The 21,531-nt window shown below is 56.4% G+C and carries 14 protein-coding genes and 4 pseudogenes; 6 read left to right on the top strand and 12 right to left on the bottom strand.

Annotated features, from left to right (window positions below; translation table 11 throughout):
• Positions 1-3: 3 nt before the first annotated feature.
• The 3 genes from AC3I0A_RS13655 to AC3I0A_RS13665 are packed head-to-tail and all read right to left on the bottom strand — an operon-like array spanning position 4 to position 3,868.
• Positions 4-2,394 (bottom strand): xanthine dehydrogenase family protein molybdopterin-binding subunit, encoded by a 2,391-nt coding sequence (locus AC3I0A_RS13655; protein ID WP_489378357.1) that lies wholly within the window; start codon positions 2,392-2,394, stop codon positions 4-6.
• Positions 2,391-3,383, bottom strand: a complete 993-nt coding sequence (locus AC3I0A_RS13660) for an FAD binding domain-containing protein (protein ID WP_489378359.1) — start codon at positions 3,381-3,383, stop codon at positions 2,391-2,393. The genes AC3I0A_RS13655 and AC3I0A_RS13660 overlap by 4 nt, the downstream gene beginning before the upstream one ends.
• Positions 3,380-3,868 (bottom strand): (2Fe-2S)-binding protein, encoded by a 489-nt coding sequence (locus AC3I0A_RS13665; RefSeq protein WP_489378360.1) that lies wholly within the window; start codon positions 3,866-3,868, stop codon positions 3,380-3,382. The genes AC3I0A_RS13660 and AC3I0A_RS13665 overlap by 4 nt, the downstream gene beginning before the upstream one ends.
• A 352-nt stretch (positions 3,869-4,220) precedes the next feature.
• Between AC3I0A_RS13665 and AC3I0A_RS13670 the strand changes: the two genes are divergently transcribed.
• On the top strand, positions 4,221-5,063 hold the full coding sequence (locus AC3I0A_RS13670; protein WP_489378361.1) for an SDR family oxidoreductase: 843 nt from the start codon (positions 4,221-4,223) through the stop codon (positions 5,061-5,063).
• A 76-nt stretch (positions 5,064-5,139) separates the two neighbouring features.
• Positions 5,140-5,286 (top strand): twin-arginine translocation signal domain-containing protein, encoded by a 147-nt coding sequence (locus AC3I0A_RS13675; protein WP_489378362.1) that lies wholly within the window; start codon positions 5,140-5,142, stop codon positions 5,284-5,286.
• Positions 5,287-5,412: 126 nt separating this feature from the next.
• Here AC3I0A_RS13675 and AC3I0A_RS13680 read toward each other — a convergent pair whose 3' ends face one another.
• On the bottom strand, positions 5,413-5,607 hold the full coding sequence (locus AC3I0A_RS13680; RefSeq protein ID WP_489378363.1) for a hypothetical protein: 195 nt from the start codon (positions 5,605-5,607) through the stop codon (positions 5,413-5,415).
• Positions 5,608-6,303: 696 nt separating this feature from the next.
• Positions 6,304-6,450 (bottom strand): annotated as a pseudogene (locus AC3I0A_RS13685) (Tn3 family transposase); the annotation flags it as partial.
• On the opposite strand from AC3I0A_RS13685, the gene AC3I0A_RS13690 reads away from it, so the two are divergent.
• Positions 6,394-6,945 (top strand): EAL domain-containing protein, encoded by a 552-nt coding sequence (locus tag AC3I0A_RS13690; RefSeq protein ID WP_489378364.1) that lies wholly within the window; start codon positions 6,394-6,396, stop codon positions 6,943-6,945. The pseudogene AC3I0A_RS13685 and the gene AC3I0A_RS13690 sit on opposite strands and share 57 nt — an antisense overlap.
• A 9-nt stretch (positions 6,946-6,954) precedes the next feature.
• Here the strand turns inward: AC3I0A_RS13690 and AC3I0A_RS13695 are convergent.
• From AC3I0A_RS13695 to AC3I0A_RS13725, 7 genes and pseudogenes are all read right to left on the bottom strand, one after another.
• Positions 6,955-7,666: pseudogene (locus tag AC3I0A_RS13695) on the bottom strand (DUF4158 domain-containing protein).
• Between the two features lie 3 nt (positions 7,667-7,669).
• A pseudogene (locus tag AC3I0A_RS13700) lies at positions 7,670-7,936 on the bottom strand (helix-turn-helix domain-containing protein); the annotation flags it as partial.
• A 247-nt stretch (positions 7,937-8,183) separates the two neighbouring features.
• Positions 8,184-10,010, bottom strand: coding sequence for an FAD-binding protein (locus AC3I0A_RS13705; RefSeq protein ID WP_489378366.1), 1,827 nt, complete (start codon positions 10,008-10,010; stop codon positions 8,184-8,186).
• A gap of 175 nt (positions 10,011-10,185) precedes the next feature.
• On the bottom strand, positions 10,186-10,512 hold the full coding sequence (locus AC3I0A_RS13710) for a hypothetical protein (RefSeq protein ID WP_489378367.1): 327 nt from the start codon (positions 10,510-10,512) through the stop codon (positions 10,186-10,188).
• Positions 10,513-11,151: 639 nt separating this feature from the next.
• The gene (locus tag AC3I0A_RS13715) at positions 11,152-11,487 is read right to left on the bottom strand and encodes a hypothetical protein (RefSeq protein WP_489378368.1); all 336 of its coding nucleotides are present in this window, start codon (positions 11,485-11,487) and stop codon (positions 11,152-11,154) included.
• 50 nt (positions 11,488-11,537) lie between these two features.
• Positions 11,538-11,990 (bottom strand): hypothetical protein, encoded by a 453-nt coding sequence (locus tag AC3I0A_RS13720; RefSeq protein ID WP_489378370.1) that lies wholly within the window; start codon positions 11,988-11,990, stop codon positions 11,538-11,540.
• 1,032 nt (positions 11,991-13,022) lie between these two features.
• Positions 13,023-14,112 (bottom strand): annotated as a pseudogene (locus AC3I0A_RS13725) (IS630 family transposase).
• Positions 14,113-15,318: 1,206 nt separating this feature from the next.
• Here AC3I0A_RS13725 and AC3I0A_RS13730 point away from each other — a divergent pair.
• The 3 genes from AC3I0A_RS13730 (at position 15,319) to AC3I0A_RS13740 (ending at position 21,409) form a co-directional block, all read left to right on the top strand.
• Positions 15,319-17,904, top strand: a complete 2,586-nt coding sequence (locus tag AC3I0A_RS13730) for a SpvB/TcaC N-terminal domain-containing protein (RefSeq protein ID WP_489378371.1) — start codon at positions 15,319-15,321, stop codon at positions 17,902-17,904.
• A 44-nt stretch (positions 17,905-17,948) separates the two neighbouring features.
• Positions 17,949-20,255: a putative bifunctional diguanylate cyclase/phosphodiesterase gene (locus AC3I0A_RS13735; RefSeq protein WP_489378372.1), complete on the top strand. Its 2,307-nt coding sequence runs from the start codon at positions 17,949-17,951 to the stop codon at positions 20,253-20,255.
• 125 nt (positions 20,256-20,380) lie between these two features.
• Complete coding sequence (locus tag AC3I0A_RS13740; RefSeq protein WP_489372379.1) at positions 20,381-21,409, top strand: IS30 family transposase; 1,029 nt, start codon at positions 20,381-20,383, stop codon at positions 21,407-21,409.
• The last annotated feature ends 122 nt before the right edge of the window (positions 21,410-21,531 follow it).

Below are 21,531 nucleotides of genomic sequence, written 5' to 3' on the forward strand. Positions count from 1 at the left end.
GGGTCAGGAGAGCAGCTTGTCCATGGTGATCGGTAGATCGCGAATACGCTTGCCTGTGGCGTGGTAAACCGCATTGCTGATCGCCGCTGCGACCCCAACGATGCCCAACTCACCCACCGCTTTCCCGCCCAGTACACTGGCGGCAAGGTCAGGTATGCCGACATCGATCGTGACGATTTCAGGGACGTCGGCATTCACCGGAACAACATAGTCCGCCAAGCTTGCGTTTATAACGCGACCGTCACGACGATCAATGTGGCCTTCCTCAAATAACGCTTGGCCAAGCCCCATGATCATCCCGCCCATCCACTGGCTCTCGGCAAGCTTCGGGTTGTACACCCTGCCACTATCGAACGCGGCAACCATGCGCTTGACCCTGACCGTACCGAAGTCCTCGTCTACCCGAACCTCGACGAAATGCACGCCCCAGCTGTGAGCCGATACTCCACCGCTAGTCGCCGATTGCATTTGGCTAAACCCATGCGCTGCCGCATCACGATCAGCCTCCGTAGCGCCTGCCTTGAATGTGTCCGTGGATATCTCCAATCGATCCTTGCCAAGTGCCTTTAGCAGATCTGCCAATGCTATGCCGTCGCCCGGTCTTTGTGAGGGCTTGATTCGCCCGTTCTTAAACACCAGATTGCCAATATCCATACCGTGCAGTGGCGATTGCGGATCGGTTGTTGCGAGACGCAGCAGTTCGTTGCGTGCGACTTTCGCTGCCTTGTACACGGCGCCAGTCAGATTGTTCGCCAACTGAGAGCCCCCCGCGACGGGTGCACGGGGCAGATCCGTATCGCCGAGGCTCACCTTGACCGAACTGGTCGGGACGTCTAGAACTTCGGCGGCTGTTTGGGCAAGGATCGTATAGGTACCCGTGCCAAGATCAGTACCTCCACTCAGTACCTCGATCCGACCATCTCGATGGATGATGATCCCGGCTTCTCCGGGGGTGCGCCAGACCGGGTAAGTACCTGCTGCCATCCCCCAACCAATCAGCTCGCGACCTTCGCGCATTGAGCGCGGCTGCGGATTCCGGTTTCCCCAACCAAATGCGTTAGCGCCGGCGGCATAGCCCTCCCTGAGACGCCGTGTCGACCACGGGATGTTGGATTTCGGATCTTGAGAGGCCCAATTGCGCAGCCTTAACTCAATGGGATCGAGCCCGACTGCATAGGCCAGTTCATCCATGGCTGTTTCAAGCGCATAGGTGCTGATGTTTTCACCAGGCGCACGCATCCAGCCTGGGTTGACGGTATTCACCGGAATAATGCTGTGGCGCGCGAGCATATTAGGCGTGGCGTACATGAGCGCCGTCACTGAAGTGCTTGGCTCCAAGTGAGTATCGTCAATGGCGGTCTCATTCCACCCCTCATGCACCACCGAGACAAGCACGCCCTGTTTCGTGGCACCCAACGCCAGTCGTTGGCTGGTGCGAGGTCGACCACCGTACCCAGTGAACGTTTGTGGACGTGTCAGCGATAACTTCAAAGGCCGACCCAATGCCTTCGATGCCGCACAGGCCATGGCGACATGCGGGTGTGGCGCCACTTTGCAACCAAACCCACCGCCGATAAATGGAGAGATAACACGAACGTTAGACATGTCCACCCCCATCCACTGAGCGATGACGTTACGGGCACCGCCCACCCACTGGCTGGACTCGTATACCGTCAAATTGTCCCCACTCCAGTGAGCAATACACGCATGGGGCTCCATCGGCACGTTGTACTCGCGAGGTGTGGTGTAGACGCCTTCTACCTTGACCGCAGCTAATGCGAGGGCCGATTTCGCGTCGCCCCATTTCGCTTGCAGGTCATCAATGGGCTGAGGCTTTGCGCGTTGGTCGTCAGGGTCAATGATCGCATGCGTTTGCTCATAGCTGACCTTGACCAGACTCGCGGCTTCAGTGGCTTGTTCAAAGCTTTCGGCCACTACCAGGGCAATATGCTGACCATTCCAGCGCACTTGGTCGTCCTGCAAAGGTGTGAAGTTCTCCGTGGCGGCTCCGCCTTTAATAAAGGGAATGGCTTGCTGAATCGCCAGTCGGTTCAGATGCGTGTAGATGGCAACTACACCGGGCGCTTTTTCGGCCTGGCTAGTGTCAATGCCAGCGACCCGTCCGGCGGGAATGGTCGATTGCACCGCAACGCCGTACAACATGCCGTCGATGGCATGCTCAATGGCATAGCGTGCTTCACCTCGCACCTTGAGGCCGCCCTCTTGCCTGGGTGCGCGCTCGCCAAGAGAGCCGTTGGGTTCCTTCCCAACCAGCGGCGCCGCCTCCCCGGTCAATGGGTTGAACATGAGGCCTGTGTACGCGACAGCAGATCCTGCAGCGGCAGTTTTCAGTAATGTCCGCCGATCAATTCTAGGGTTGAATAGTTCGTTCATGCCAAGCCTCCGACGGTCATCAGTGCGCGCGCGACGACGCGGGGTGCCAGAACTATTTTGAAGCCGTTATGCTCACGAGCCTGGGCGCCATCAACGGCATGGCGAGACGCGTCACGCAGCACTTTCTCAGTGAACGACTTCCCGATTAGCGCTTGCTCGACCTCACGTGCCCGCCATGGCTTGGTGCCGACTCCACCCAGGGCAATGCGGACATCTTTGATGGTGTGGCCATCGTCCTCGAATTCGACACCAACCGCTGCGCTGGCGGCAGCAAACTCATACGAAGCACGATCACGCACTTTCAGGTAATGAGAGCGTTTGAGAGCTGGCACCACAGGTACTTCCACCCCGACAATCATCTCCCCTGTAGACAGGTCGTGCTCAATGTCCGGGCGGCTCCCGGGCAACCGATAAAAGTCATCCGCAGTCACTTGCCGATCTGTTGCACCACGAATCAAAAAAGTGGCATCGAACGCAACCAACGCCACGGCCAGGTCACCGGGGTAAACAGCAATGCAGGCATCGCTCCCGCCCAGCACTGCATGGTTGCGATTATTCCCGTTGAGGGCCGCACATCCTGAGCCAGGGTTACGCTTGTTGCACTCAGGGTAAGCAGCAGGGTCACGGAAATAGGTGCACCGGGTGCGTTGTAAAAGGTTGCCGCCTATCGAAGCCATGTTTCGTATTTGTGCTGAAGCAGCACGCCACAGGGCTTCACTTAAAACGGGCGCTTGGCTCTGAATCTGAGCGTGGGCGGCGACATGGCTCATCTTCGCCGAGGCACCGATATGGATCTGCTGAGCGCCGGCCGTGATGTCGTTTAAACCTTGCAGATGACTGATATCGACTAAGCGTGCCGGACGCTCTACGCCACACTTCATCAAGTCGAGTAATGTCGTACCCCCTGCCAGGAATCGGGTCTCGGGGAGACCAACTTCCTGGAACGCGCTACTGATATCGCTGGCGCGAACGTAATCGAAGGCCCTCATGCCTTGCCCTCCTGCAAACGTGCCGCCGCAGTTCGTACTGCCGTGACGATGTGCGGGTATGCACCACAGCGACAGAGGTTGCCGCTCATGTATTCACGTATGGCATCGTCCGACCCGGTGTGTCCTTCTTGTATACAAGCAACCGCTGACATGATTTGGCCAGGGGTGCAGTAGCCACACTGGAAAGCATCGAACTCCACGAAGGCGGCCTGCACGGCATGCAACGTACCGTCAGCCTGAGCTAACCCTTCAATGGTGGTCACGTTACGCCCTTCAACCTGTACCGCGAGGGTAAGACAGCTCAATACCCGCTCGCCGTCGACATGAACCGTACAAGCCCCACATTGCCCCTGATCGCATCCTTTCTTGGTTCCAGTGAGAGACGCATGCTCACGAACGGCATCCAGTAAAGTGGTACGAGAGTCGAGTTCAAGGGCTCGATGTTCGCCATTGATCGTGAGCTGAACCCTGTTACGGTCTGCCATAGTGGCCTCTCCAATAAAATCCAGTAACGCCTAGCCAGCGGGTACAAGCGGTTGGTACCGCTACATTCGGGCGAACGTGGCTTAGCCGAAAATTATGCGGGGGCAGACACAAGGACTGATTGCCCATTCCATCGGGATGGTTGCCTGTTCCAATTTAAATACTGTTGATCTAAGCCGCCGGCTTCTGGCGATGATGCTGAGGACGATTCGATTCGTCGTTTTAGGCAATTTTTTACCCAGACCATGCAAACCTTCGCACCTTCTGAACGAGAGAATGGATCTACGTGGTGACCGGGCGATAAGAGCCCTCGCCAGGCCAGACACAAGATCCTCAACCTCCAAGGAAAATCGCATGGCTGACAAAAAGGTTTGGCTCATCACTGGCGCAAGCAGAGGCCTTGGCGTCCATTTGGCTCAGGTGGCTTTGACTGCAGGTCACGCTGTGGTCGCCACCGGACGCGATCCCAAAAAGGTGGAGGCCGCCGTAGGCGCCCACAAAAACCTCCTGACGGTGAAGCTCGATGTCACCCGTCCCGAGGATGCAGAGGCAGCTGTAACAGCCGCTATCAGCGAGTTTGGCCTGATCGACGTATTGATCAACAACGCTGGCAATTTCTATGCTGGGTTTTTTGAAGAACTCACGACGGAGCATGTTCGTAGCCAGATCGAAACCGTGCTCTTCGGGCCCATGAATGTGACACGTGCGGTACTTCCTGTTTTTCGCAAGCAACGGTCTGGCTTGGTGGTAACCATCTCCTCCACCGCAGGCATCGTCGGCGGCACCTTCTGCAGCGCCTACGCAGCGGGAAAATTCGGGGTCGAGGGATGGATGGAGTCGCTGGCCCCTGAGGTAGAGCATTTTGGCATCAAGACCATGCTGGTCGAGCCTGGCTTCTTTCGTACCGAGCTGCTCACCACCGACTCCACTACCTTCGTAGATCCGGTAATCGAAGACTACGTGGAAAAGACGCTTGAAACCGTCAAAGCCTTGAGCAGCCTGAGCGGTAAGCAAAGTGGAGACCCTGCGAAACTGGCAGTTGCCATTGTTCAGCTTGCCGGTAGCGAAACCCCGCCCGCTCGATTCATCGCTGGCGCAGATGCAGCCGAAGCTACCGAAAACAAAGCTAGGGTTCTTCTCGAGCAAGTTGACGCTTATCGCTCGCTTTCATCCTCACTGACACACGATGAAACTTGAACCGAAGTAGCCACTGGATCACGGTTTCTATGCGCATAAAGTGCGCCCCCGTGAACAACTTTTGAGGAGTTTATCCATGAACAGCGACAAGCCAGAATCCGATTCAAGTTCTGACTTTTTCACAACTCTTGGACGCCGCAAATTTATGGCTAAAGCCACGCTTGCAGGTGCGGCTTTGGCGATTGGTGCTTCGGCGTGGGCAGGCACCTCTCTACAAAGGTGATAACTACTTAAGGAGCTAGCTCCAGCGCTTTAGGTCGCCACATGCCCAAAACTCCTTTCAAACCGATCGGAGAGTCATGCTCTCTCAGGCTCTTACGGCCTTTCTATCTGACGATGAGATCGAGATTCATCGAAAGTTACCCACCTTCGATAGAGCCGTGTAACAGCCCTTACCATCCAACAGATCAACGATCGCCGCCGCGATTGGTTGCCCGGTCATATCCTCGAAATAGCTGAAGCCCGGCGATGGATTGACTTCGAAGCAGAACCACTCGCCGTGCTGATTGACGCGCAAGTCGATGCCAGACAGCAGCAATCCCATGGTGCGGGTCAGGTCACTTTGCGCGCGCTATATCTATGGCAAGGCCGCATTCTTCACACCTTAGTTCGCCTTCAACGAGCTCATAGTAATGACGATCTTGGCAGAAAGGGCAGTCATCCCAAGGGCCGGCGGTATTCATACCCCTCTGTGCCATGTCGGCATGCGAAGCCCCGCATTCAGAGCAATAGGCGCTAGAGTTTCGCCAAACCGTAACCGTTCTTTTGCCGCAGTTGGCGCAGTGAGACAGGTGCGTTTGCATGGTGTGATTTGGGAGCCTTAACGTTCTGACATAAGCAGCGGCTGGTAACGGATGACGCCCGCTGTCGCGTGTCTGCTCGCTGGAAGCGTTGGGCTCCGAGGTGCCGTTGCCCAATACAACGCATCGCTTGGGTCACTTCTAATCGAGTAACGCATCGAGACTGCGCTTCGCTTCAGCGACTGCAGCAGAATGAGCTTCTTCAGGCGATTGGTATACGCCAGGTAATGTGCCTTGGCAGACTGCGCGGTAAGAGTTGTTCGGGGCTCGATGTGCCACGCAGAGTACGAGGCAACCCACGGGCCAACCGTGGGGCCTGAGGCGTGCGGAAATATTGTGTGACCGCGGTGGTCATTCAGAAATTGAGCCACACTGACCTCCTTTTGAAGTCGCGAGCGACGAGCACCTTAGTGATTTAGCGTAGCTTAAAGTGGATTACGCTAAGGTTTTCCGGGCAACCGTAGCGGCCGGAACTTCCCGTCCTCCAGCCTGCGGCTCTGCCGCCAGACGTAATCGCCGGTCAGGTTGATGTGTTCCCAGCCCAGCGGCGACAGGTATTGCAGCAACTCGCCGTCCAGCTGCTTGCCGTCGTTGACCTACACCGCCGACTTTGGTTTGCGCTGCAAATACCCAGTTTTGGTACCGAGCGCGCGATCATGACCGATCTCGGCACCACCCTGGGCACGCTGGCGCGTCTGCGTCTGAAAGGCTTCGGCCTGTCGGTGGACGACTACGGCACGGGCTTTTCCTGCATGTTGCAGCTGTCGCGGGTGCCCTGCACCGAACTCAAGGTGGACCGCGCCTTCGTCAATGGCGCCAGCCATAATCGCCACCTGCGCATTCTGCTGGAGAGCGCCCTGGATATCGCCAGCAAACTCAACCTCGAAGTGGTCGCCGAGGGGGTGGAAACCTTAGAAGACTGGCTGCTCTTGCGTGACCTGGGCTGTGGCGAGGCGCAGGGCTATTTCGTCGCCAAGCCGATGTTCGGCGATGCGCTGCTGCCCTGGTGGCGCGACAACCAGCAGCACCTGCAGGACTTAGGGCCTATGGATGGCCTGCTGCAGGTTCTGGCGGGTCCTTGAGCCCCTGCTTTAAGCCGCTGCTAGCTGAAATATCTTCAGCCGCTCGATGTGCTCCATCATGTGCCGCGAATTCGGTTTCAACGGTGACTGCCGCAGCCAAGTCAACCAGGTGCTGTTGCTGCCTGTCTTGACGGTCAGCAGTTCGTCGAGCTTGTTCCGATGCTGCTGGCTCAGCGGCTCAATCAAGGCGGGGTAAACCCTCCGGTTGGCTCGCGCCACGGCTTCGGAGCAGGCCCGATCAATGACCGTCAGGGTCGGCAAGATCCGCCGTTGCTGACGCAGACTCTCCAGAGCCTGCCCGGCCAGTAAAAGGCCTTTGTCGGTCTGCTGGGCCAGGTCGGTCAACTCGCGTACCAAGGCGCGAAAGTCTGACAGCCCGAACGGTAGCAAGCCAAGATAGGTACGCAACTCCTGAGCGTGTTCACGGCGTGTTACATCGCGCTCACCGTACTTCACCCAACTTTCGGAGGCAGCTTGAACCTGTCGGGACACCCACTCAATGACCGGATCGGGCAGCACGCTGTCGCTGGCCAGCGCGTAACCGGGGTAGCGCAGCAGACAGAGCGGCAAAGCCGAAGCGATTGGCATCACCCCGTCGCTGACGGATCAGCGACAGGTCGGACTCGTTGAAGGTGTAGTAGCGGATCAGATCGTCCTGGCTTTCCGGCAGCGCAAGCAGAGTGTCTCGCTCAGTGGCCGAGAGTATCGAGCGACGGGGCATGTATCAGTCATCCGTGCGAAGGTACTGGTAGAGGGTTTCCCTACTTATACCGAACTCACGGGCTAACTGGGCTTTCGGCTCACCGGCAGCCGCTCGTTGCCGGAGTGCGACGGTCTGTTCGTCGGACAGGGCTTTTTTGCGACCTCGGTAAGCACCGCGCTGCCTGGCCAGAGCGATGCCCTCGCGCTGTCGCTCACGAATGAGCGCTCGCTCGAACTCGGCGAAGGCCCCCATGACCGACAGCATCAGGTTGGCCATGGGCGAGTCTTCACGGGGTCATGCTGAGATAAGGGGAAAATTCACTCATTCTGTCTGCAACGCATTGTTATTTATGTCTTTTTCAATCGGCATGACCCCTAGGTGGCCAGGTCGGTGCGCTTCCTGCTGAAATCTGCTGTGTAAAATTACCCTGCCAGTTGCTCAGATTTCAACGTAGATCGCCCGCTTCGGCTGCTACTAAACTCGATCGACAATTTGCAAGTTGTGCGCACGGCGCAGGATCCTACGGAGGTAAACTCTATTGAGTCGTGTCTCCCAGCAGCGCCGCTACGAAATTGTTGTGGAAAACACCCTTTGGATCGCAGGTTCTGCGGTAGGAGTCGAAGGCCTTGGTTCTAGCACTGCGGCGCTTCGCGAGATCCTTTATGAACCCCGGGTTGAATGGTGGCGAAAAAGTTCCAGCAGGTTGACTCGGGTCGTAGAAGCCGAACATCTTGCCGGTGTGCGGCATTCCTCCCAGGGCAACCCAGGCACGCTCGATGTCTGCGAAGAAATGGAGTAAACGGTTGGGGTACTCAGACGCCGCGACGGCCGGCACGTACCCGATAAGGTCCAGATTGACGAAGGTCGCATTGGGGGTTTCCGTGTACGTCCCAGCCAATGCGGTGTCGCCGCCGCGGACGAACCGGAACTCCATCGGGGCAACCACTAGGAAGTCGGTGGAACTCTTGATACGAGCCATCACCGCGTTAAGGCCCTGCCAGGCCTTGCCGAGCCCTGCGTCGTCGAGAGCCGGAAGTTCGACAAAATAGGACATGAAGATCACGCGGGACGCCTTGGTCAGCCACAAGTCAGAGTAGACAGTCGTGGCCTGATCGAAGAGCGTTTCGACCGTGAGGTATCCCGCATCAATGATCGCGCTCGCCGCAGTTGTGATTCCGGCATACTGAGCCGCGATGAGGGGAGGCTCGATGATGGGCTCCATCGGTATCAAATAGGGCGCGCCGAAGACATTCTCTCCCGCCAGGGCGCACGCTGCCGGGATGCTTGGCCTCAAGTTTGGAGTCTTCGTCGACGGGGACGAGACCACGTCCCACCACAAGACGAGAAAGCTGTTGTTGTACGGGTTGAAGAAGGACTCAACGCGGTCATGGCTCGCGAGCCGCGTCTTAAACTGAGTGATGAAAGTTTGCTCATCGTTACATGTAATGTTGGTATCCTTGCCCGATCTCAACGTCGTGGCCCATGGGCGTGGCATCACATCCACGGTGACCGAGGTGACGACTCCCAGCGCACCGAGAGAGACGCGCGCGAACTGTAAGAGCGACCAACCATCCACTGCCGGAGTCTGTGTGTCGATGGTCTTCACCTGGCCATCCGGCCCCATGATGCTGAACGCCGAGACCGTTTCCGCGAAGATCGGCGCGGTGATTGTCGCGCCATGCACGTCGACCGCCGTCATCCCGCCAAGGCTGAAGAAGCCGCCGGCGGTAACAGTCTTGAGCATCATGTCATTCGTGGTCAGGAACGCATCCAACTCGTCCTCGCGGACGCCAGTATTCACCGTGACCGTACCTTCCGAGGGATGCAACACGATGGACTGATTGCCGCCGGGACCTAAGTCCTTATAGCAGGAGAGGTCGATGAGCCAGCGGGTGGGACTCGGGGCGACGCGATTGTCTTCGGCGACTAGCGCCGGCTGTGCATGCCGCTGGCCGGAAACGCGCACTGTCGCTCCAGCCTTCACGGCTTGGCGTACGATGTCTTGAAGTTCAGCGAGGCTCGTCGGAGAGAAGTAGTATTCACCATCGATCGTCATCGTATAAATGATGTTCTGAGCCCAGTTCCTCCACGGCAGAGGCTGGACCTTGAAGTCCAAGGTCGTTCCCGTGACTTCGTAAGCGGCCAGCCTGCCGTTATTCGCCGACTGCACCAAGGGTGTCCCCCGGTTACTTGTTCCCAGAACCGCGGAAACGTAAGGCGCCACCCCAATCGCATCCGCCGGGACTCCGATCGATGAAAGTGGAGGACTCACCTTGTACAGGCCATTGTCGAAGTTACTGCTATTCCAAGCAGAAGTATGCCAACTCCCCTTCGAATCAAACCATTGAATCGAAAAGTTCATGACAAAGATGCCATTGTTAAGGCAACCAATTCTCTCGACTTGTCTCATTGTGGCTTCCAGGTAGGTTTTTGTAACTTAAAGTAGACGGTCTTGGAAGGAGATACACTGGCGCCAACCATCTCACTATGGATCATGGGAAAGTTGACGCCAGGCATCACCGGGGTAAGTTTGCTGTCTACTCGATCAAATTGATTGCAAAGCCAATGATAGTAGTCCCGACTGCATCATATGTTGCGATCTGACCGTTTGGCACGAAAGCGAGAAACGGCGTTCCCTGACCGGAACGCCCGAGCACCGCGTGCCCGTAGACCGTCACAGCCAGCGCATCGGCCGGGACACCGATCGTGTTAAGGTCGGGAGTGGTTCGGGAAAATCCCACGGAGTAGTTGCCGCTGTTCCAGTCGGAGGTAGTCCACTTGCCGTCGCTACCAAGCCATTGGACTGAGAAATTGAATACGTACCCGCCTTTGTTGTTGACTGTGATCTTCTGAATCTGTCTCATAGTAGTCTCCTGTTACGGCAAAGGTGTCGAATGAAAAACGCTTAGGATTCCGCCGCTTGGCGGCGGGGATGCTTTACTTCTTATCTAGGGCTGTTGTGATCGCATGAGTCAAATATGCAGCCTCACTCCATACAGATCCCTAACTACTATTAGGCGACATCCCTGTCGTATAACACGCCAGCCAATGTCGCTTAACATTCTGTTTGTTTTCGTGACGTTATGATTTTCTTGATATCCGCCGAAGCAAATGCGACAGGTGTCCGGATAAAGCGCGACAGCAGGGAACAAGCCTCCGAGGCAGCGGGGTGATTCCTTTCGCATGTTTCAATGAACTTAGTAGCGCTGTGGGTTATCTGCAAGCACTACGAAAAACTATTTCGCTATATACGCAATTTCGAATGGGTTTTTATCCTTGCCCCTATAAGGGGTCGTGCCGAGACAAGGCAAAAATTAGGACATTCGCGTCACAAGCGTTTTCTCTATACAAGGTTTGCGTGCAACCACCTCAATTCCTCCTAAATGGCTGACCACCTCGGCCAATCTGCGGATGCCTATTGCGTTGTCTCCGGAACTTTCAATCCCGACAAATAGTTGCAGACCAAATGATTGAATTTTCCCCTTATCTCGGCATAGCTCCTACTATCTACGACCTTTTTTCAACGCAAAGATTGGGATTATCAGTAACGGCGCCAGTAGTGCATAAAACACTGAGACCTTACTAGGCAGATCAGACAAGCCGAATGCAGCGCCTGCCACAAGGGTCACAAGCGACAAGGCGGCCATGGCAGTAGAAAAACCAGGGGCACTATCAAACTGCTCTGCTGCAATGAAGGAAAACATGCCTGTAAAACCAAACCAAAGGAAAAGTAGCCAACCCCAACCGCCTAGTCCCCAAAACGCTCCGATAAGCGAAGCAATGGCGGCGAACGGAGCCACGCCTGCGATAAGAAAACAAACCCACTTGAAGATGACCATGCGCTCTCCTTGGTGCCCAACGTTGCAGGCGGTCTGTGTTAACCGAGAAATTAGGCCTCACGCGCGTGGATGTCATAGGAAAGCGGTCTCAGACTACGAACAAGCTGACATTTTCGGGCCGGCTCCACCTCGACAGGTGTGCTGCCAGTTGGAGCGTTCTGGAAGATTGGCAGTTCACTCCAGGTTACGAATTCCGTTCCTTGCGCCTCGTTGCGTTCAACCTTGAGGTCGGATACGACGCGAGCAAAGATACAAGGGTTCCGCCCGTACAAAAAACGATTGAATGTGCTTCCTAGATGCATGTACTGGTGCTCTCGCACTTTCCGTTTGTTTGCCAAGAGAACCATGTCGTAGGCCGAGTCGATGCTTCGACAGTAGAGGGTATCAACAAGATCGGCGACAGCAGCGGGAGCGCGCCGGGATGACAGAATGGCGATGATCTTCTGGTCTGGCTCCAGAGCTGGACCGCTTGTTCCTTCCCAAGTGATGAGCCATGCGTTCATGAAAGAGGCCAATAAATAATAAAGCAGCCTAGACCAGACTCGCTCAGATCACAGGTCCTCGTCTGGATTGCGCAATGGTCGCAGTTCTCCACGTGCGACTTCTTCCGGTACTGCGAAAGAGTACCGCCCCAACAATCCCGAGGACGACCTGTGATCTTTGAGTTATTGTCACTTACACAGTTACGTATCACCGCCACCATCTTTTTGATAGCCGCTCCCGCTCCGCTACAAAAGCGTCGACCTTTTCGTTAATTGAGGTTAAGAGGGATTCCGATCTTCGCGCGATTGCACTTGAATCGTCACTGTGCTCGGTATCTATATCGCGAAACCATTCTGGATAATTTTCCATATATAATTTTTCATATGCGCGATAGTCATTTGGCATAGTCAGATCGTCGTCGCCGCTCGAATAAGACCACGCAATTTCGCTTAATCTCTCCCTCTCTTTTCCAGAACTCCAAAGAGCGTGATTTACAAGAGTTTCCCGAAAGAACTCCTCACCGTCCTTGGCAAGATACTCAGGCCAGCTTTCGAAACCCCGCGGACTAAATCGACGGTAGAACTATTGTAGGAGAGCTCGATCGGGTGAGTTCAGAAGCCGTTCATCAGCATTGAGCAAATCGGCTAACCGAGACCGCAGGTAGAATCCATAGCCGCGATTGTAATTGTAATAAGGGTCATCATCTTTCTTGGGCGGATCTATACGCCATCTCTCTATGAGTTGCTCAATATTCTTGATGCCGACAGGCGGTTGAGCCTTGGAGAGCAAGTCACACAGCGTATGCGCCCATTCCTGGGTTGTCGGAACAGTCATGGTCAGTTCCCAGGCGCCTGTGAAAACCTCGTGGTAGCTATAGTCATCCATGCCATCAAGAAAGGTATCGTCGTAAGGAGTTGCAAGCCGAGGATTGTCCCCTAGCCGGGAAAGCAAAAATTTGCAATTGCGCTCATCAAGTTCGGAAAAGCATTCCGTGCGAGTTATCATGCTCGAAAAGATAGAGTTAGGATGGTTGGCATTGAGCGCAAGCGCTTCTAGTGTTCAGTCTCAGAAAAAACGTTCTCTTTAGACTGTGATGCCATCGCCTCTCGTGCACGCTGGATCTTGCGCAAGATGTCTTCACCTTTTGCATTCCAGACGTATCGGCTTGGCTGAGCATTGTGTAACGTTAAAAACGTGGTGATGGAGCTGGCCAATTCACGTGTCGAACTGAAGCTGCCATCACGTAAGTAAACGGTGATATCTCGGAAGAAGCGTTCAACCATGTTCATCCAGGAGCTTGAGGTCGGGGTGAAGTGCATGTGAAATCGCGGATGTCGCTTGAGCCATTCCTTGACCACCGGATGCTTGTGCGTGGCGTAATTATCCACGATCAAGTGCAGTTGCAGGCCCTTGGGGGTTTCCCGGTTGATCTTTTTCAGGAAAGCCAACCACTCCTGATGTCGGTGTTGAGTTTCAATGCTGCTGATCAGCCGACCTTGTAGATAATCCATCGCCGCAAACAGCGTGAGCGTGCCGTGACGAACATAGTCATGGGTTTGTGTACGGATATGACCGATACCCAATGGCAATCCGGGCTGCGTGCGCTGCAAGGCTTGAACCTGGCTCTTCTCATCGCAACAGAGCTTTATCGGGAGGCGCCAGATACAGCCCGATGACGTCCCTGAATTTCTCTTCGAAGTTCGGGTCATTGGACAGCTTGAAGGTGCGTGTCAGGTGCGGTTTTATGTCGTTGGCGGCCCATATCCGCTAGACGCTGGCCGGTGAAATGCCGGCGACTCGAGCCATGCTTCGACAGCTCCAACGCGGCTGACCGATCCGCGGCTGAGTGACTTGCTCAAGGGTTCGCTTCAACGCTTCGGCCGGCAAGGATGGCTTGCGACCTCGTCCGGGCAGATCCACCAGGCCTTGCAGACGCAGCTCTTGAAAACGCTTGCACCAGCGAGTGACTGAAACAACGGAGAGACCGGTCAGCTGGGCAATCTCGTTGCGCGAACAGCCTTGAGCCGCCAGTAAAATCACCCGCGCCCGACGACCGTCGCGCTGACTGATCGTGGCTGATCTTAGGCGCCGACTCAGTTCAATGTGTTCGTCTTCACTGAGCGCGATGTCCTGAGAATTCATGTGATCACTCCAAGCACTGACTGACCACAGAAGCATAGCTCAGGATAGAAACTTATTTCGGAGACAGGACACTAGCTCTTGGAGCGCACCGCGACTTACCACCTCTTCAAGGTTGACCGCTGGGGAAAGGCAATCGAACAGCAGTGGATTGGCTAGCACGGCACAGCGAACACCCTTATTCCCTCGCGCGAAGACGGTGCTTAGAGTTCGCGGCGCACACCCGAACTGGACAAGCCGCAGGTCAATTAAGGGATGCCTTCTTCGCAGAAGTAGTCGCTCCAAGATCGTCCGCTCGCGTCCTACTTCGCTGAATATCTATAAAGCACGTTGAGTGTCGGCAGGTTGCTCCGGCTCGGCAGGCACGGCCAACTGGCCGGGCAAGGCGCGCAGCTCGTCCAGGCGACGTTGCTGCTCCTGCGGCAGGCGGTCAAAGGGCTGCGAGTTTGATGCGGCTGTTCTGTAAGGTATCAATCGGGACGAGAAACCCAACGGCCGCGATCATGTCAATGCTGCAGCACTGCGATATAGCGGATCATGCTACCACACAGAAATATTAAAGCTGTTTGCTATAAATATACTTTATACATCGTTGTCAATAAATGTGATCTGCCAAAAAAGCGACGCCGCGAGAGTTTTTTCGATTAAAATGATGCTAACCAACTGTTAGGGCGAAGATAATAGACAGATAAAAGCCATGCATAAAAATAATTGCAGGCCATTACCTTGCCAGCACCCGAAGATATGCTTAACTCTGCAGCAACCGTAGACCTGATCCGAACATCTCATCGGCTTTCTATGGTCGTTCACTGTAGTAATAGGCTATACAGTCTCGCCGCTCGATTTACCCTGAGCGGCCATACCATGGAATGGATATCATGGCTCACAAGGATTTCAACGCGGTCCATTACGGACGGCTCTATTCGCAACTTTCCGTGGCGTTAGGAATTGAGAGTTGGGACTCGATTGGAGTTCCAACTCTTACCCGTCTCCTATCTCAGCCCAAAAAATTAGCCCAAACCGAACTTGGCTTTTACTCAGCAGGCTCCGGGGCGGCACAGGGCTCCGGTGCCCTCGCCTATCGATAATCCCCTCGAGTCGAAATGACTGGAAGCGCTGGCACCAGTGAGTGACAGGGCATGCCCAGAACTCTACCGATGGGCTATTTCTCGGGATTTGAGTTCGTAGTGATCTTCGGGAGTGAGAGTGATGTCCTGTCAGCAGAGCCTTGTTATGCGCCCACCTCGGCCTGCCGCAGTTGCCATCGACGATCACACTGCCAGCCCATCGCTAGCCAATATTGCGTTGCCAACCGGTGACGGCGCCATCAAGGCCATCGGCGAAACGTTTCAGGCCAATGCCTTCTCCGGCGCTGCCACCTACGCGATCCCAATTGGCAATCCCGGCGCGCGAGGTCTCGAACCGCAGTTGCAACTCAGTTATTCCAGCGGCCTTGGCAACGGCATTTTCGGGCTTGGCTTCTCGCTGGGACTGCCCAGCATTGTCCGACGTACCGACAAGGGCATTCCCGGTTACGCGGGCAAGGATCTGTTCATCCTCAGTGGCGAAGGGGAACTGACGCCGCAACTGATGGAGCTTGATGGACAGCAGCTGCCGGCCTGTTACCAGGCGACAATTGAGCAGCAAAGCTATGAGGTCTACACCTACCTGCCAAGGTTGCAGGGAGGCTTTTCGCTGATCGAGTGCTGGGTGGCAGTCAGCAGCGGACTCTCGTTCTGGAAGGTGGTCAGCAGCAACAACGTGACGACCACCTTTGGCACAACCGACGCAAGCCGGATTGCCGATCCTGATGCACCGGCAGCCGTATTCGAATGGCTGATCGACAAGGCCTCTGACGCGCTCGGCAACACCGTACGTTACAGTTACAAGGCCGAGAATGGCGCCAACCTGAGCCCGTCCGTATCCAACCTCAACCGCGCAATCCTGTCCCAGAGGTACATTGATCGCATCGAATACGGCAACTATTTTGCCAGGGTCGGTGGCACCGACGAGCAATACGCATTTTCGGTCGTGTTCGATTATGGCCAGTATGACCTGAACGCACCCGTACCTGTCATACCTACACGGGAATGGAGCGTGCGCAGCGACCCCTTCTCCAGCTATCGCAGTGGTTTTGAGATCCGGACCCTGCGCCTGTGTCGCAATATTCTCGTGTTCCACCGTTTTGCGGAACTCGGTAACAAACCACTGCTAACCCGCGCAACGCGCCTGAGCTACGACGACTCGCCGCTGTTTTCCATGCTCAGTGAGGTAACGCAGACTGGCTACCGGCCAGCAGAGGATGGCAGTCTGATCGCGCAATCGCGCCCGCCTGTCAGCCTGTCATGGTCCATGTTTGCACCGCCACCGGCAGCGGAGTTTTCGCAGCTTGCCGTCGATGGCGTCGACGGTATTCCGGGTTATCTGGACGGTGCCAATTTCCTTCCGCTTGATCTAAAGGGGGAAGGCATCGCCGGCGTTCTGCTCAGCGCACCCGGCAGTACGCTCTATTACGAACCTCTGGGCGCTGGCAACTACCAGGCACCATCAGCACCAGACTCGTTTCCGGTCTACCGAGATCTGACCAACGCAACCGCTTCGCTGCAGAGCCTGGAGGCGAACGGCCAACTCGATCTGGTGGTCAGCGATGGTGGCCTGTCGGGCTTCTTTGCTCTCGATGACGCGAACAACTGGTCGCCCTATGCGGGCTTTGCCTCAGTGCCAGCGCAGGCCAACAATCCGAATCGGGAGCATGTTGATCTGACAGGCGACGGCCGTGCCGATATCCTGATTCTTGATGCGCCCAATGCGCAAATATGCCTGTCCGAGGGCAAACAGGGATATGGCGCAGCGCACAGTATACCGTTACCGCTCAACTTTCCTGCCGCCGCAGATTTTGGCGCCAGCGAGCTGGTCACTTTCGCCGACCTGATCGGCGATGGATTGATGCACCGGGTGCGGGTGCGTAACGGTTCGGTCGAACTGTGGCCCAACCTCGGTTACGGCCGCTTTGGGGAAAGGATATTTTTCGCCAACGCGCCTGCATTCGATGCCAATGTCAGCGTCTCAAGCATCATGTTGGCCGACGTCAATGGTGCAGGTACCGCCGACCTCGTCCTAGCCTACCCGAACCGAATCGAAGTTTATCTCAACCAATCCGGTAACGCCTTTGCCACCGATCCCATCATCGTCTATTTGCCCGATGGCTATGGCGGCGCCGACCAGCTTCAATTTGCCGATGTACTGGGCCAGGGCACCGCAGCCCTGGTCTTTAGCAAAGCTGGCAGCCCGATGCGCCAGTGGTACTACAACTTTTGCGGCAAGCGCCAGGCCGACCAGTCCGCCACCCTCAAGCCTTATTTGCTGATCAGGGTCGACAACAATATGGGGGCGGCAACCGAGATCCGATACGCGAGCTCGACCGATTTCTATTTGCAGGACAAGCAGGATGGACGTCCATGGCCGGCCCGTCTGCCGTTCCCAGTACAGGTGGTTGAAAGCGTAACTGTCATCGATGCCGTCTGCGCAGCCCGCTTTACCACACGCTACCGCTATCACGACGGCTATTACGACGCCGCTGAACGCGAATTTTTCTTCATCACATGCTGTGCTGAGACCTTGGGAAGCCGAAGTGGACCAACTGTAAGGCGCCAGATGTGCTGGTTCGAGACGAAAATGATTTACGTGCATTGCACGTCGTTCGGTCTCCGCAATCGGTGCTGGATGGTGTTTTGCTTCATGACTCGGCACTACCGCAGCGAAGGACTAGCCCTTCTCGCACTAACACCGAAATAAAGTTTGCACCGTAAAAGCCTGTAGCTGCCACCAAGGAGGGACGTGTGTTACGAAAAATCAAGAGCCTGCGGACCCGCACCCCGCTCTATTTGCTGCTGTTGCTGTCTGCGTTTTCGCTGGCCAGCTACTGGAGTAGCTCACGACTGCTGCACCAGAGCCTGGGGGAGTTCGAAGAGCGCCATGCCCAGGAGGAACTGGAGCGGGTTCGAGCTGTGTTCGGTACGCAAGCCCAAGCCATGCAAAGGAGCAGTCGGGACTACAGCATCTGGAACGACACCTACGAGTACATGCGACAGAGGACCCCGGACTACCTGAACACCAACTACACCAGCGAAGCCATGCATAATCTGGGCATGGATTTCGTTATCTTCCTCACCGAGGCCGGCGAGTTCCACTCCGCAGTCGACAACCACACTGACCAGCCTGAAGAGCTCGGCGCCAGCGACGCCAAGGTGCGCGATGTGCTCGCCGGCTTCGCCGAACTACCTTCGGACCTGCGGCAACAAAGCACGTACCTACTGCGCTGGATCGACAGTACCCCAACCATTCTGGCGTTCAGCCCGATCCACGACAGCAGCGGCTCCCGGCCCAGAAAGGGCTGGCTAGTGATGGGGCGTTTGCTCGATGACAGTGGCCAAGCTGAGCTGGCGAACCTGGCCTCCACAGCGTTCCAACTGGCGCCTGCGCCGGCCAGCATGCAGACGCCCATTACGACAGCGGGCAGCATCCGGGCTAGCCGGGTCCTCGCAGACTCCCTCGGCAGAAGCACTCTGCAGCTGATCATCCAGCATCCGCCTATTCTGCACAGCCAACAGCGCACCGGCGACCTGCTGCTGATCGGCAACTCCCTGGTCATCCTGCTGCTGGCTGCACTGGCCGTCACCATCCTGCTCGATCAGCTGATCCTCAAGCGCCTGAGCCTATTCTCACGCCTGGCCAAGCAAAGGCAGCAGTTGGATGAGCCGCCGGCCTGGCCGGTGCAAGGTGATGACGAACTGGGCCAGTTGGCACAGTCGCTCAACGAGATGATGGCGGAAGTGTATTCCGCCCAAGCGAGCCTTTACCATGAAGCGCGCAAGGACCCCCTTACCGGTCTAGGCAACCGCAAGTTCCTAGGTGAGCGCCTGCCCCTCTACCAGGCTATGCAGCAGCGTCAGCCAGGATTGGTGCTAACCCTCTACCTAATAGATTTGGACGATTTCAAACTGATCAACGACTGCCTCGGCCACGAGGCCGGCGATGTCCTGCTGAACAGCATCGCACAACGCCTGGAGGATGTGCTGCGTGCCAGCGACACCGCGGTGCGCATGGGCGGGGATGAATTCGTCGTGCTCAGTTTGACGGAATGCGCCGAGACGGGATCTCTGGCGCAACGCCTGCTGGAGGCCGTCTGCCGACCGCTGATGTTTCAGGGCTCGCGCTTAGCGATCAGCGCCTCCATTGGCATCGCCGATGGCGTACCGGGCATGAGCGAGGAGGAACTACTGCGCAACGCCGACATCGCCATGTACCAGGCCAAACGCGCTGGCAAGAGCCGCTATGAGTCCTTCTCCGCGGCCATGCACGCCAGCGTGCAGGAGCGCATGTTCATCGAACAGCACTTGCGCCAGGCCCTGATTATCGGTCAGTTGGAGGTCTGGTACCAGCCGATAGTCGACTGCGAGTCCCGGGAAATAGTGATGGTCGAGGCGTTGGCACGTTGGCCGACCGATACGGGCTTCTGCCCTCCCGACAAGTTCATTCCGGTGGCCGAGGAATCTGGCCTGATCGGCGAACTGGGCCTGTATATCGCCAGGCACGCGATCCACGCCTTGCCACGCCTGCGCAAGACACGCCCCGGACTCGTCCTCAATATCAATCTGTCGGTCAAGCAGTTGCTGCAGGCCAACCTCGTCAGCCAACTGTGCGAGTTGATAGACGCCGAGCACCTGCCCCGGCACAGCGTGCACTTCGAACTGACCGAAAGCGCCTTCTCGGAAAACCTGGAGCTGCTTCACGAACAGGTGAACGCCTTGGTAGAGGCCGGTTTCAAGCTCCATCTCGATGATTTCGGCACTGGCTACTCCTCCCTACAACGCCTGCAGCATCTGCCGATGTCGACGCTCAAACTGGACAAGTCCTTCACCCACTTGCTTGACGAGGGCGATGAGCGAATCGTCAAGGTGATTCTCTCGCTCGGCGAGCTGTTGCAGATGAGCGTGATCGCCGAAGGCGTGGAAACCCATCAGCAGAAGGACCGTTTGCAAGCGCTCGGCTGCCGGCTGATGCAGGGCTATCTATTCGCTAGGCCGATGCCCGAGCAGCAGCTGCTGGAATGGCTGCATGCCCGCGACAGCACTTTCAGCCCATGAACAGCGGCCTGAATGAGCGCAAGATACAAGATATGTAGAAGGCGGTCATCAGCTATTGGCAGATAGACTGGGCGGCCGCAAAAACTGAGTGCAACACCTGACCTTTCCGGTACGGTGTTGCCCCTATGTCCTATAACGAACTCAGCGTCGAAGAACGCGTCACCATCCAGCTCGGCCAAGCCCAAGGCTTTAGTCAGCGAAGGATCGCCCGTTTGATCAACCGAGCGCCCTCGACGGTAAGCCGGGAGCTGCGCCGCAACCGAGAAGCCTGTGGCCGCTATTCGGTACGTGCTGCCCAGCACTACATGCAGGTTCGCCGCCGCAGCTGTCGACCCAAACGTAAGCTGCTGCCGGGCAGCGAACGTTTCGAGTTAGTGACTCATATGCTGCGTGAGCGTTTGTCTCCCGAGCAAATTGCCGGCAAGCTACGCAGCATGAACATACCCAGCCTCAAAGAAGCCTACGTCTGCCGCGAGACGATCTACACCGCGATCTACGCCCTGCCGGTCGGTGAGCTTCGCAAGGAGCTGATCATCTGCCTGCGCCAAGGCAAAACGGCCCGTAGGCCTCGCTCTGGTGGAGTGGATCGGCGAGGCCAGATCCCCGAAATGGTCAGCATTCACGTGCGCCCACCCGAGATTGAAGACCGGTTGATGCCGGGACATTGGGAAGGCGATCTGATCAAGGGCAAAGCCAACGCCTCGTCTGTAGGCACCCTGGTGGAACGTACCAGTGGTTACTTGATGCTGGTGAAAATGAATGATGCGACGGCGACCTCTGCGATGGAGGGCTTCAGTGCGGCGCTCAATCGCATGCCGCTGGCGATGCGTAAAAGCATGACCTACGACCAGGGCCGGGAGATGGCGCGGCACGTCGAAATTACCCAGAAGACCGGTGTGGCCATCTATTTCTGTGACCCGCACAGCCCTTGGCAGCGCGGCAGCAACGAAAATATCAACGGGCTGATCCGCCAGTACTTGCCCAAGGGGACTGACTTGTCAGTCCACAGCCAGGAAGAGCTCGATGCCATAGCGCTGCAACTGAACATGCGCCCACGTAAGCGTTTCGATTTCAAATGTCCAATCGAAGTGATGGGCCAAGTGATGCAAGAGGCCATGGCTATGCGGCATGATGCCCCGGCTTCAATTCAATAACCGTGTTGCACTCAGCTCCTGCATCCGCCCTGCTTTAATAAATCTAGCTACATGCTTCTTTCAAAACTTGCTATCTATCGGGTCGGATACAGCGGCTGTATCAGGGGACGATTTTTTCCGAA

This window comes from Pseudomonas sp. KH_024_B2 (genome assembly GCF_057839965.1).

Excerpts from the sequence above, each read along its gene's own strand:
- AC3I0A_RS13655 (WP_489378357.1), bottom strand. The coding sequence starts at position 2,394 with ATGAACGAACTATTCAACCCTAGAATTGATCGGCGGACATTACTGAAA.
- AC3I0A_RS13660 (WP_489378359.1), bottom strand. The coding sequence starts at position 3,383 with ATGAGGGCCTTCGATTACGTTCGCGCCAGCGATATCAGTAGCGCGTTC.
- AC3I0A_RS13665 (WP_489378360.1), bottom strand. The coding sequence starts at position 3,868 with ATGGCAGACCGTAACAGGGTTCAGCTCACGATCAATGGCGAACATCGA.
- AC3I0A_RS13670 (WP_489378361.1), top strand. The coding sequence starts at position 4,221 with ATGGCTGACAAAAAGGTTTGGCTCATCACTGGCGCAAGCAGAGGCCTT.
- AC3I0A_RS13675 (WP_489378362.1), top strand. The coding sequence starts at position 5,140 with ATGAACAGCGACAAGCCAGAATCCGATTCAAGTTCTGACTTTTTCACA.
- AC3I0A_RS13680 (WP_489378363.1), bottom strand. The coding sequence starts at position 5,607 with ATGGGATTGCTGCTGTCTGGCATCGACTTGCGCGTCAATCAGCACGGC.
- AC3I0A_RS13705 (WP_489378366.1), bottom strand. The coding sequence starts at position 10,010 with ATGAACTTTTCGATTCAATGGTTTGATTCGAAGGGGAGTTGGCATACT.
- AC3I0A_RS13710 (WP_489378367.1), bottom strand. The coding sequence starts at position 10,512 with ATGAGACAGATTCAGAAGATCACAGTCAACAACAAAGGCGGGTACGTA.
- AC3I0A_RS13715 (WP_489378368.1), bottom strand. The coding sequence starts at position 11,487 with ATGGTCATCTTCAAGTGGGTTTGTTTTCTTATCGCAGGCGTGGCTCCG.
- AC3I0A_RS13720 (WP_489378370.1), bottom strand. The coding sequence starts at position 11,990 with ATGAACGCATGGCTCATCACTTGGGAAGGAACAAGCGGTCCAGCTCTG.
- AC3I0A_RS13730 (WP_489378371.1), top strand. The coding sequence starts at position 15,319 with ATGTCCTGTCAGCAGAGCCTTGTTATGCGCCCACCTCGGCCTGCCGCA.
- AC3I0A_RS13740 (WP_489372379.1), top strand. The coding sequence starts at position 20,381 with ATGTCCTATAACGAACTCAGCGTCGAAGAACGCGTCACCATCCAGCTC.